The following is a 10,963-nucleotide window of genomic DNA, read 5'->3' as shown; positions in this document are numbered from 1 at the left end:
ATTCAAAAACGAACTTTAGGAAAAACATAGGAGCATATGATGTTCGTCTAATCCCCTATAATAATCTTTAAGATTTTTCTACTTTGCGGTCTACAGCAAGAACCCTGTGATTAAGCCTAGAAGACAGGAGAGGGATTATACGTGGACAAGTCATAGTCTGGTAATTCTACACAATTGTTACAAGAAATTGATTGGAAAATGAGCAGAATTGAATGGATTCTTCAGCAGGTTTCTATAGATGGTTTGATAGAAGAATCATATGAGATTCACGAGATGCTTCTAAAAGTGTCCCAGTTATTGCTCATCTTACAACAAGACCGCAATATGACACCACTGGCAAAAGGACTACGTTTACAACTCCAAAGTATACAGGAACAGTACAATCAATTGTTTGGTAAAGAAGAAATGCGCTATGAACATTCCGAATAATCAAAAAATAACAAAGATACACCCATCCTATGCGATAGGTGTATCTTTGTTATTTTCCCAACATATGTCGTATTTCCGACAGTTCCATATTTGTAAACTTCGCAATATCTTCGATATCCATGCCATTTTTATGCATGCCCTGGATTAGTTGCTCTCTTTCCGCTAGCTTTCCTTCTTGAATACCTACTTCTTTCCCTTTTTCCATGCCTTTTTCTATACCCTCTTCTATCCCAACCTCACGAGCATGTGCTAATTTCGCTTGCTCATCAAATAACACTTTTTCCCTTGCTTCATATGCGAGACGAAAAGAACTACTCTGACTCATATTTTCCCATTTGTGGATTGCCTTCTGTAACATCGGGTCTTGCTTCATGGCGATATCCTCCAACGTGTGGGTCAAATGTTCATCCTCATGCGCTGGCAGTAAAAGTAACCAACGAGCAAATTCATTTTCCCACGGATTAATTTTTTCTTCTCTCCATTGTTGTAACAATTTAGGAATCTCAATGAAATGAATTTCCAGATCTTCAAGCAACACGTCTTGATGTTGCTTGCTCCAAAACTGTCCGACTGTATGCATATCATCATACTGAGGAAAGAGCTTAAAATCTAATAGATTGATGGTAATGGTTTTTCGCAAAGAGCGGTAAGGCATACCTTGCTCTAATTGAGAGGTATATAATTTACTCCAATAATACAGGGAACGTTTCACAATCTCTTGGGTATTTCGTAATTGAATTTCCACATTTACCTTGGTCTTATCTTGAAGTGTAGCTAATATATCTAGTATGGATAATTTATCTTCTTCATATTCTTTATGAATATGTGGGTCTTCAATTTTTAACGATACAATCGGTGTAGATAATGTTTCATGCAAAATCGCATTTAAGAAAGAAATCAATAATTCCTCTTGTCCTTGTACACCAAATAATTGCTTGAAAGCAAAATCGACACGTAAATTCACTAAAGGTTGATTCATAAAGTGAGTCACCTTTCTCATTTCATATTCTGTCTTTTTTGTTATTCCCCTTTTTCGGAGAATGGGCAAAGCAAGTATATATTCTATTGTATCGGAAGAAGGAGAGAAGAAGCAACCCTTGCTGCTGTTTTGGGGTGTTTTATTTTTATAAACAATTCGGTACGTGAAATTTTATATAATTACCTCTATATACACCTATCCTCACTTATTTATACCCTTTTCCACCTGAAATATTTATCCCTCCTCTTTTCACCCCCTCATCCGTTTGCGTGGACGCTCTTTCGTTTTCGATACTCAAACGTATTCGGAACAACCTTATCTTTCGTTAGAGAGGATTCTGATGGTTCGTTTTTTATCTCTCCACTAACCAATTGGATATAATACCCAATTCTAAGAATGTTCAAGTAAGCGTAACATTCTCCTGTACATCCTGCATTACATATGAATCATCAAATGAGTCGTACAGTAAGATACCGCTCGGTGTTTCAATTCTTCATACGTGTCTAATCTTTGTTTCTCAAATAATTTCGGATGCTTCTGTCTATAGTATCGAAACAATGTTTCTCCATTATTTTTTATCCGATATCGTCGTCTTTTTGCCTTTGTTCTTGGCATTTCTTCCTGAGCAAACTGTTTGAGTATTTGTAATGCCTGTGAAGAGGGGATTTCTTCCCCTGTTACGTATGCATGAATAAAAATCAGTTCTTTTATTGTGATATGCGTGTAATATGAATTTTCACCCATAGCAGAATCCCCTCCTCGTTCTATTTTTATATCCGTACATAATTAGGCACTTAAAAGGCGTTATCTGTTTATCCTATAAGTATCTTCAGCGTTTGTTTCACTTTTTCATCGTCCACTCGATAAAATACTTCTAATCCTTTTCGCTCATATGCTACGACTTTATGTGATTTTAACTTGCCAAGATGTTGCGAAACAGTGGATTGTGGCATGGCGAGATACCGTTGTAATTCAGAAACATTTAGTGACGTTTTCTTTATTAATTGATGTACCATTTGGAGACGGACAGGGTGTGCTAATACCCTTAATACTTCTGCAACACGTTCTAATTTATTTGGCCCCGTGTAAAAGACATTTTTCATCTTCTTTCGCTCCATTCTTTCTTTTTTCCTTTAATCACCACCACCGCAGCTACCGCCACTATCTCCACCAAAAGACCCTCCGCAATCATGTGAACTACCGTCATACTTCGTTTTTTACAAACGAATCGTAGAAATCGCATGTTTATAAACCAATTGACTTTGATTATCCGATTCTATCCAAATGGCATACCTATCAAATTCTTTGAGGATTCCTTTCATATGAAATCCATTCACTAAAATTACAGAAATAACTTTTTTCTTCTGCATCGCTTCTTGTAACATACGTTCCTGCATCATTACTGTATTCTTACTTTTTTCCTTTTGAACGCTTTTTGCTTTTCTTTCCAACCTTCGTTTCCCCCTTCTCCTCAGACTCTTTCCAGATACTGTTCTACTTCCTCCAGAAGCTGTTTTGCTCCTTCTGGACTAATCGTCAGCTTTCCATCCGCTTGTTCGATATTCTGGGAAGAAATTTCTCCTGTGAGAGGACAAGCGCCATATCCCTCATATTTCTGTAAAATAATCATGTCGCCTTCTACAAATATTTCTAAGGGGTCTTTTTTGTGAATATGAAGGGTACGCATCATTTCCCTCGGTATCACAATACGACCAAGGGTATCTAATTTTCGTACAATCCCTGTTGATTTCATCATTCTATTTGCCTCCTTTTCAAAGGGGGTATTTTACATATCGAATCACTATTTTGATTTATCGGAATTTTAAATGTGATTCGTGAGATTATATTTCTATCCAAAACTGGTGTATAATTTACACGACTATATCTCATTTTCTTCCACTACACCAGCAAATTATGGAACAAAAAAAACACTGCATCGATCGGTTCGAATACACGGATACAAACACCTACTTGTCATTTCCTGTAGTCAAAACTTAGACTCCTTCATAGTCCTTGTTATGCGTTTCTTCTTATATAGAAGAAGTATTCTAATTCGGTAAGAGAACCGAATTAGAATACTTCCCAACACATGTCATATACATTTTACCATACTTACGCTTAGAATGGTTTTGATAACCAATTTTTTGTATAAAAATATTTCATTTTACATATAATACGAATAACAATTCCATCCTTCAAGTATTCTTTTCACCTGACGTTGCTTAACATACCTACTAACGGGATTGTTGTCATTGATTATTTTTCCTTAACTCCATTCACAACAAAGGCAAGGCGTGTTGACCTGTACCGTCTTGTCTTTGTTGTGCAGTTACGTTTCTATTTTTTACACCTAACAAAAATGGTTCATACGACCCAATTAGGTGTAATAAAACTTTCCTTCGTTTACCCTACAACTATATAAAATCATTATATGAAACCACCTTGCTACAATTAATAATGGAATTGCGATTTTTTCTGATGGACGTGGGAAAATACAGAAAAACATACTGATATTTCAGTGAGTCTTTTCTCATACCTTCAACTGTATCTTAACAAATCCGCTTTCTGATCTCTTTATTCATGAACCGAATCGGTTTCTTTTCTTCTATTTTCCAACTCATTTTCTAATTTACGATACCATTTTCCTTTTTTACGTGTAAAATATGTCTTTACTTCGACATAGGGTATCCAAATCCCCTGTACCTGAATCCGTTCCATCACACTATCTAACATATATTCTTCTTCATATCGCTTAGGTTTCCGCAAATACATATCGATGAAACCTCGATATTCTTCTTGAAACCATTCTGCGATCAAATTCTTCTGATTCTGCTTCAAATGTGACCATTTCTTGTTCGTTTGGAGAATTTGACCATTCACGATATCATGATTTTTCATCGTTCTTCCTCACTTCGCTCACCATTATTTGTTCCTTTATTATACCATATTCTACTTTCTTTTCACTGTGATTCCTCCCTGACACCAGATGCTCGTTTATCGCTCTCTCCCAGCAAGGGCATATCAATTTTTTATCGTCGTGGTTCGTCTCCGCTCATCAAAGCCCCACTCCACATTGACTCAAAAAATAAACATGTTCAATACGTGAGAATGATGGATAAGTCGCTTTAGCGACTTTTTGATTGAATAGAATGTCACAAACCATTCCATGAAAAAAACAATGCCCCCCTATAACTAGGGGCGCTTGTCCTCCTTCCAGTTTATATTGCGGTCGCTCTGGAGGCGCAAGGGGCAAATTTTTTCCTTCCTCACATCCCAACTCTAGCGGATTTTGGTTGTTCTTTGACCTCGTACGTCCCTTCCGTCCTCCGATCCCAAGAACAATGACAAAATCCTCGCTATCGTATGACCTGTTCCGTCAGAAAAAAATTGTGCAGTAAACCCTTGCGCCTCCGCTCCCTGCATAACACGTTCCAGTCAGACAAGCGGTGTTCACATAAAAATAAGCAGACATCCCTGTAACATCTCCTGTCCCCAAACAGAAAAAACACGTCCCCATGGCAATGGGAACGTGTTTTAGGAAATCAGCTACTCGTTACTATACTCAGTTTATCATGCTGATTTCCTCCCGTAAATACGGAGGCGGAATATTTGTTAGAAAATTGTATGGTAATCTACAACACGCATAATTCCTCAGCAACTGATTGTACAGACTATTGCGAAGCATGCGACGGTGAAATCTATTTTGGTGAGCACTATTTTGATTTCGAAGGAGACTGTCTACACGATGATATTTCGTGTATTCAGCAATATGTAGAAGAACATTCTGTTAAGAAAATGGCAGGTGCATAAGATGAATTTTTCTTCCACACTCCAAGCCGAAATACAGATTCTTAAGAATCTCATATCTTATTATGAGCAAAGCGAAGATGAACATGCTTCTTCTCTTGTTATTACTTACAAACATGGATTACAAGCCTTATTACATGTCTATGAAGCAAGTCAACAAACGGAACATATCCCATTCTAAAAAAGCGAGGATGATAAACAATGAAAACAGAAAACTATTTTACGACACTATCTCAAATAGATTGTACCGAACACGTAGATAAGAAAGGCAAGTTTAGCTATCTCTCGTGGGCGTGGGCAGTAAAACGTCTACGGGAAGTTGACCCCACCGCAACATGGAATGTCAAACGGTTTGACGGTGTCCCCTATCTCAAAACAGATTGTGGATTTTTTGTAGAGGTAGAGGTAGAAGTAACAGTACAGGGATTACCACTAAGCCAGATTCATCCCATACTTAATAATCAAAACAAGCCAATAGCTGAACCCAATAGTTTTGATATCAATACGAGTATCCAACGTTGTCTAGTGAAAGCAATTGCTCTTCACGGGCTAGGACTCTATATTTATGCGGGAGAAGACTTACCTGAAGTGCCTGAAAAACCAATTTCACCGCAACAAATCGGCGCAATTAAGGTTAATATTAAGAAACTTGCTACACTTCGAAAAGTTGATGAGGACACGATTAAAGCACACTTGAGCATCTCTGACATCAAAGAATTAGCGTACACACAAGCAGAAAACATTCTGAAGAAATCTTCTAAATGGGTTGTCACTGCACAGAAAGAACAAGAGGTACTATCTGAAACCAATCCAGAGTCTGCACATTCGTCAGTAGAATCCGCTTAATTTGTCCCACTTCAAATACAGAAAGGTCTGTCTAGACAGGCGGGCTAAAGAACAAAAAAGCCCCAAAAGGCACGGGAAAACCTTTTCATCCAAATCTAAAAAGAAGGTTTCATTCTTTAGAAATTCGTGGTTCTCCAAACCATACAAACATAGCATCTCTGGAAATAATCCATTCTTTTCTTGTTCCATTTGGAGCTAAAAAAAACTTAATCATCCCACCCTCAATCATTTTGTTCAATTCTACTTTCTGCTCTTCCGTTAGTGTAGATGGACTGATTTTATTTTTTAACGTGGCACGCTTAATTCCCCATGTATAGGATGCTTCAGCAGGTGTCATATACTTTTCGATTTCTTTCATGGTAACTACTCCTTTAATGTTATAAGTAAGAAAAGGGAATAAAAGAAGATCCCTTTTCTTTTAAAATGTATTGTAGTTTAGCGCTTAAATCTGTTTTCTAAAATTGCTAATTTGATAAGCCTTATCTTTATGTCTTGACTTAACGAAAGCCATTCTGGTGTATTAATTTTCATTTTTCTTCTCCCCTTCATTATATGTTATAATAAGGGGGTATAAAAGAATGTTCGAGATTCTTTTATACCCTAGTCATTCGTTTAGCGGCGGATGGCTTTTTCATTTTTATTTTCTTCGTTATAGCTAATTCCTAAAATATAATCTACTGCTCTCTGTGCTTGACTGGCTGCCTTAACAATTAATGTTTTATCATTTTTTAAATTTCGCAACCAAGACTATATATAAGCTGTTGAGTTATCAAATGTTACATCTGTAAATCCTGATAATCCAGTTAACATGCTTGCTCCAATTTCAGCAACCAGTTCCTCTTTTGAATAATCTTCAGAACCGAAATGAGCTGTTGCTGAAGTGATTCCGTTCCTGTTTAATCTACTAGAATAGCCTGTTGAATGAACAAATTCATGGAATAAAGTGCAATAGTATTCTTCAACTTTCGGAAAATCCTTCATTGGAGGTACATTTACATGGTCCATAACCGGTTGATAAAATGCCCTTCCGCTGTTCCAGCTAAGACTTGGAGAATTTATATATCCCTTTACAATGTTCTCCGCCTCTTCAATTGGATTATGTTCAAAAGTCTCTTCCTCTTTTCGCTTACTTTCAATTCCTTCACACTGATTTATGTTAAAAACTTTGTAATATCTCAGCATTGGAATCTTTTCAACATCGCCAGATACTTTATTTTCTTTTTCTAACCACTTCCAAAAGACCACAATTTCTGATTTTGCTCCTTTTTTGACTTTTCCTTTTGCTTCCTGCACTTGTTTGAAGGTCAGATACTCACCTGAATCTAAAAGCATTGTATTAATCCCTCTATACGGCTTTTGAGTTTTCCAGTTTACAGCTACATTTCCGTTTATCCAAGGCTTTTGCCAAGGCACTGTTCCTTGTTCTAGTTTCTCAATAATTTTGTTTGTTACGATTTCATAAACATTATTTGCCATTTGATTTCCCCCTTTCGTTATCATTTAACCTTACAAGTCTATTATCTCATGAAGAACTTAGACTTGCAAGTCTTTTCTTATTTGTTTTTTTAATTACTTTTCGCCAAAAAGACCCTACTAATTAAGTAGAGTCTTTGCTTAATAATTTTCTATTTAACAAGATATTGCTGTAATTCTTTTACTAAAAGTTCTGCTCCTTCTGGACTGAGAACAATCTTTCCGTTAGCTAAAGAAAAATTTTCCGCTGAAATGTCTCCAGTTATAATACAAGCATGGTGAGATTCGTATTTCTTCAAAATGATTTTCTCGTCTTCCACAAAAATCTCCAATGGATCTTTTTCTACTATCCCTAAAGTACGTCTTAACTCAATTGGAAGCACAACCCGACCTAATTCATCTACTTTTCTTGTCATTCCTGTTGACTTCATTAAACCTCTCCTCTATTTCTATAATGTGTTATGTTACCTCTATTTCATTCTAACAAATTGGTTAATTTGATTTAACTGTTTGCTTCTTTTTGGGAAATGCAAATTTTATAAAGATTCCTCAAGCTTCTCTTCTATGCTGACGTTGTACCTTTGATATCTTCATGGTCTTCTTCTTCGATTTTTGAATTTGTTCTTCCATATATTGAAGAACACGAGTTGTAATCTTTTCTGGAAAGAATCCTTGTCGTTCTAACAGAATGTTCTCAATTACCCATGCTTTTCTTGTGTAATACTCATACTCTCCACCCGTTTCATTCGCAGTAACCTGTAATGTTCTTTCTGTTTTAGATGCTTTATTGAGCAATTGCAAACCATAATACGTTTGACTGCGTGCTTCTCTGACTTCTTTTAGCAACAAATACAAATCGTACGTGTGATACTGTTTCAACTCACCTACATTCTGATTAATATGCTCCAAGAAGATATGCTGTTGCATCTTTGTAAATTCAAAACGCTCACCATTCTGACAAATCTGTAGCATACCTGTTTGTTGATCCCGCATATGACCACCACAGAATTCACAAATCTCTTGTACTACACCATTATTATCAACTTGTATGGGAGTTGCACAGTATGGACAGTTCACAAATACCACGCTACCTTTCGTTTTTATATATTCTAGATTGTTTAGATGAATGGATATTACTTTTCCGATAATTCTATTTCTTGTCCTCCGTTGCTAAAAAACTATCTCAATTTCATCCCACATCTACAGACAATGAGTTTTCCTGTTCGGAAAAGACTTCAATCCACAAAATCATTTAATTCTAATATTTTTACTTTCAAATTAAATTTCATTACCATACTTTCATTCTATTCACTTCTTAGGTTATTTCTCGGCTACCATTCACCGTTGTTAGGATTAGCTTGATTTCTTCTCTTTGTTTTTCCTGTTTGTTCATTGTGTTTCTTTTTTGTTGATTCTTTGGCGTTTTAAGTGCTTCTAGGTACTTTTCAATATCAAACCAATATTTTTTTCCATCCGAATGGAATTTATATCTTGGGTGCTTAGTTAAATCATATTTCTTATCTTTAAAAGCCCTTTTACCGATTATTTGTACAATGCATTCATCACGTTCCATCACTAACAGTTCATCTTGTGTCATTAATGATCTACCTAGTTTTGAATAATTTTGACCGAAACTATTGTTGTTAGAACGTGTTTTACTTTCGTTATAGTCATTAATTGTTTCTTTACCAAGTTCTTCACTCAGTGATTTAATGGTTGTTTTTTCTTTACCACCCAAAAATATTGAAGTATCGCAGTTACCGACTATAGTATCTGATTTATCTTTATAAATTGTTTTCAATTGCGAAAATGCCTGTAAAATGATAGTTGCTGAAATATTACGGGAGCGAATGGTTGAGATCAACTTTTCGAAGTTTGGAATCTGCCCAATATTGGCAAATTCATCTAACATAAATCGAACATGAGTTGGAAACTCTCCTTTGTATTTCTCATCGGCAATTGTACATAACATGTTGAACAGTTGAGAATACATAATAGCGACAATAAAATTAAATGTATCATCTGTATCAGGTACTATAATAAACATCGCTGTTTTACGTCCTTCATCTCCAAGAGTATCAAGTTCCAATTCATCTGTGGAAAGTAAATCACGAATTGCTGGGATGTTTAATGGAGATAATCTCCCTCCACAAGAAATTAAGATGCTTTTTGCTGTTTTACCGGCTGCAAGTTTATATAATTTGTATTGTTTTACAGCGAAGTGATTACTATCTTCTTTCTCCAATTCCTCAAAAAGATAATCCATAGGATTTTTATAATCTTCGTCATCTTCTTTTACTGTTGAATATGTTATTAAATCCATCAATGTCCCTAGATGTTGTTCTTCTTTAGGGAACTTTGAAACGATTAAACTGAAATAAGCTTGATATAACAAACTCTCTGCTTTCTCCCAAAAGGGATCGCCTTTTGGGCCATCTCCACTTGTGTTTGCAATTATAGTATGAACGAGTTTTAAAATATCTTGCTCACTATAAACATAGTGTAATGGATTATATCGCATACTTTTTAAAAAGTTCACTGTATTAAATATCTTAATTTTGTACTTCCCTTTATTTTTTAACGCCATGCCTATTTCATTAACAATTGTTCCTTTGGGATCAGTACATACATAGCTTGCATTCATTTGTAGCATGTTGGGTTTAATTACAAATCTTGTTTTACCACTACCCGACCCACCAACAACATATACATTTTTATTACGTCTTAGCTTAAAGGGAACACCTTTATCGTCTAATCTAATCTTTGTATTTTCTGAGAAAAGAATGTTATTATATTGATTTTCTTCATCATACATACCTTTTAAATCTTTTTGTACATCACCCCATTGCGCTGAGCCATGTTCAACACCTTTTTTATATTTCTTTTTATTATTTTTCTTGTCAATTAAAACAAATACAGCAAATACTACTGTAAACAGGGGAACAAACAAGTCAATAACATTGAAAGACAAAGGAAAAGCGTATAAAAGATATTGAGGTTCTGAAAACAAATAGTCAATTGCTGCAAGTGTATTACCTTCAAAAGTCACTCTAAAGTAATAAAAAAGGTAATTTAATAGAATAAATACAATTACACCAAGAATAATATAAGTTTTATTCTCCTTGATTTTTTCCATTTCAATACTCCTTATTTACCGTATTGAACGCCTATTTTATCGCTGTTACCCTATATGAATGCAAATCGTTAAAAAACCGTTCTGACGTTCTTAATAAAGCGTTTTTCATCCTACTTTTATGGATTTTATATAAAGAAAGGGCGTGTAAAATTACTCGCCCTTTTTTGTTTAATTCTGACTTAGCTAAATAAATTTTTTAATGAAGGAACAAGTAACGTTGCGATTAAAACAATACCAGCCCCACTCATAAACTGTTTCATCCCTTGTGACTTTGCCCCTGGGTTATCATTACC

16 protein-coding genes are annotated in these 10,963 nt (G+C 35.5%); 4 read left to right on the top strand and 12 right to left on the bottom strand.

Annotation, left to right across the window (positions count from 1 at the left end; translation table 11 throughout):
• Window positions 1-198: 198 nt before the first annotated feature.
• Window positions 199-429, top strand: coding sequence for a hypothetical protein (locus JDS99_RS28630; protein ID WP_206773321.1), 231 nt, complete (start codon window positions 199-201; stop codon window positions 427-429).
• A gap of 49 nt (window positions 430-478) precedes the next feature.
• On the opposite strand, the gene JDS99_RS28625 is transcribed toward JDS99_RS28630, so the two are convergent.
• From JDS99_RS28625 to JDS99_RS28595, 6 genes are all read right to left on the bottom strand, one after another.
• Window positions 479-1,408 (bottom strand): Rpn family recombination-promoting nuclease/putative transposase, encoded by a 930-nt coding sequence (locus tag JDS99_RS28625; protein ID WP_199696215.1) that lies wholly within the window; start codon window positions 1,406-1,408, stop codon window positions 479-481.
• A 435-nt stretch (window positions 1,409-1,843) separates the two neighbouring features.
• Window positions 1,844-2,152, bottom strand: coding sequence for a 50S ribosomal protein L7ae (locus JDS99_RS28620; RefSeq protein WP_199696214.1), 309 nt, complete (start codon window positions 2,150-2,152; stop codon window positions 1,844-1,846).
• A 68-nt stretch (window positions 2,153-2,220) separates the two neighbouring features.
• Window positions 2,221-2,511 carry an ArsR/SmtB family transcription factor gene (locus JDS99_RS28615; RefSeq protein WP_199696213.1) on the bottom strand — a complete coding sequence of 97 codons (291 nt, stop codon included), beginning with the start codon at window positions 2,509-2,511 and terminating at the stop codon, window positions 2,221-2,223.
• Between the two features lie 114 nt (window positions 2,512-2,625).
• Window positions 2,626-2,859, bottom strand: a complete 234-nt coding sequence (gene hfq, locus JDS99_RS28610) for an RNA chaperone Hfq (RefSeq protein ID WP_199696212.1) — start codon at window positions 2,857-2,859, stop codon at window positions 2,626-2,628.
• A gap of 20 nt (window positions 2,860-2,879) precedes the next feature.
• Window positions 2,880-3,161 carry an AbrB/MazE/SpoVT family DNA-binding domain-containing protein gene (locus tag JDS99_RS28605; RefSeq protein WP_199696216.1) on the bottom strand — a complete coding sequence of 94 codons (282 nt, stop codon included), beginning with the start codon at window positions 3,159-3,161 and terminating at the stop codon, window positions 2,880-2,882.
• An 821-nt stretch (window positions 3,162-3,982) separates the two neighbouring features.
• On the bottom strand, window positions 3,983-4,306 hold the full coding sequence (locus JDS99_RS28595) for a transposase (protein WP_199696210.1): 324 nt from the start codon (window positions 4,304-4,306) through the stop codon (window positions 3,983-3,985).
• A gap of 711 nt (window positions 4,307-5,017) precedes the next feature.
• Here JDS99_RS28595 and JDS99_RS28590 point away from each other — a divergent pair.
• From JDS99_RS28590 to JDS99_RS28580, 3 genes are read left to right on the top strand one after another with little or no spacing between them, the layout of a single operon-like run.
• Window positions 5,018-5,218 (top strand): hypothetical protein, encoded by a 201-nt coding sequence (locus tag JDS99_RS28590; RefSeq protein ID WP_199696209.1) that lies wholly within the window; start codon window positions 5,018-5,020, stop codon window positions 5,216-5,218.
• Window position 5,219: 1 nt separating this feature from the next.
• A complete protein-coding gene (locus JDS99_RS28585) occupies window positions 5,220-5,396 on the top strand; it encodes a hypothetical protein (RefSeq protein ID WP_199696208.1) in 177 nt (58 codons plus the stop codon).
• A 20-nt stretch (window positions 5,397-5,416) separates the two neighbouring features.
• Entirely contained in the window at window positions 5,417-6,061 is a 645-nt protein-coding gene (locus tag JDS99_RS28580) for a Sak single strand annealing protein (RefSeq protein ID WP_199696207.1), read from the top strand.
• A 109-nt stretch (window positions 6,062-6,170) separates the two neighbouring features.
• On the opposite strand, the gene JDS99_RS28575 is transcribed toward JDS99_RS28580, so the two are convergent.
• The 6 genes from JDS99_RS28575 to JDS99_RS28550 all read right to left on the bottom strand — a co-directional run.
• Window positions 6,171-6,419, bottom strand: coding sequence for a DNA-binding protein (locus tag JDS99_RS28575; RefSeq protein ID WP_199696206.1), 249 nt, complete (start codon window positions 6,417-6,419; stop codon window positions 6,171-6,173).
• Window positions 6,420-6,808: 389 nt separating this feature from the next.
• A complete protein-coding gene (locus JDS99_RS28570) occupies window positions 6,809-7,537 on the bottom strand; it encodes an ArdC family protein (RefSeq protein WP_242475783.1) in 729 nt (242 codons plus the stop codon).
• 149 nt (window positions 7,538-7,686) lie between these two features.
• Window positions 7,687-7,965: an AbrB/MazE/SpoVT family DNA-binding domain-containing protein gene (locus JDS99_RS28565; protein ID WP_199696205.1), complete on the bottom strand. Its 279-nt coding sequence runs from the start codon at window positions 7,963-7,965 to the stop codon at window positions 7,687-7,689.
• 118 nt (window positions 7,966-8,083) lie between these two features.
• A complete protein-coding gene (locus tag JDS99_RS28560) occupies window positions 8,084-8,611 on the bottom strand; it encodes a hypothetical protein (protein ID WP_199696204.1) in 528 nt (175 codons plus the stop codon).
• Between the two features lie 238 nt (window positions 8,612-8,849).
• The gene (locus JDS99_RS28555; protein WP_199696203.1) at window positions 8,850-10,670 is read right to left on the bottom strand and encodes a VirD4-like conjugal transfer protein, CD1115 family; all 1,821 of its coding nucleotides are present in this window, start codon (window positions 10,668-10,670) and stop codon (window positions 8,850-8,852) included.
• Between the two features lie 179 nt (window positions 10,671-10,849).
• The coding region (locus tag JDS99_RS28550) for a Maff2 family mobile element protein (protein WP_218937295.1) at window positions 10,850-10,963 on the bottom strand (114 nt) is incomplete at its 5' end.

The organism is Bacillus cereus group sp. N6, assembly GCF_016483705.1.
Taxonomy (GTDB): domain Bacteria; phylum Bacillota; class Bacilli; order Bacillales; family Bacillaceae_G; genus Bacillus_A; species Bacillus_A wiedmannii.
The sequence above is the reverse complement of the archived record's forward strand: the minus strand, read 5'-3'. Positions and strand labels throughout refer to the sequence as shown.

Coding starts and splice junctions, on each gene's coding strand:
- JDS99_RS28630 (WP_206773321.1), top strand. CDS start 199: ATGAGCAGAATTGAATGGATTCTTCAGCAGGTTTCTATAGATGGTTTG.
- JDS99_RS28625 (WP_199696215.1), bottom strand. CDS start 1,408: ATGAATCAACCTTTAGTGAATTTACGTGTCGATTTTGCTTTCAAGCAA.
- JDS99_RS28620 (WP_199696214.1), bottom strand. CDS start 2,152: ATGGGTGAAAATTCATATTACACGCATATCACAATAAAAGAACTGATT.
- JDS99_RS28615 (WP_199696213.1), bottom strand. CDS start 2,511: ATGAAAAATGTCTTTTACACGGGGCCAAATAAATTAGAACGTGTTGCA.
- JDS99_RS28605 (WP_199696216.1), bottom strand. CDS start 3,161: ATGAAATCAACAGGGATTGTACGAAAATTAGATACCCTTGGTCGTATT.
- JDS99_RS28595 (WP_199696210.1), bottom strand. CDS start 4,306: ATGAAAAATCATGATATCGTGAATGGTCAAATTCTCCAAACGAACAAG.
- JDS99_RS28585 (WP_199696208.1), top strand. CDS start 5,220: ATGAATTTTTCTTCCACACTCCAAGCCGAAATACAGATTCTTAAGAAT.
- JDS99_RS28580 (WP_199696207.1), top strand. CDS start 5,417: ATGAAAACAGAAAACTATTTTACGACACTATCTCAAATAGATTGTACC.
- JDS99_RS28575 (WP_199696206.1), bottom strand. CDS start 6,419: ATGAAAGAAATCGAAAAGTATATGACACCTGCTGAAGCATCCTATACA.
- JDS99_RS28570 (WP_242475783.1), bottom strand. CDS start 7,537: ATGGCAAATAATGTTTATGAAATCGTAACAAACAAAATTATTGAGAAA.
- JDS99_RS28565 (WP_199696205.1), bottom strand. CDS start 7,965: ATGAAGTCAACAGGAATGACAAGAAAAGTAGATGAATTAGGTCGGGTT.
- JDS99_RS28555 (WP_199696203.1), bottom strand. CDS start 10,670: ATGGAAAAAATCAAGGAGAATAAAACTTATATTATTCTTGGTGTAATT.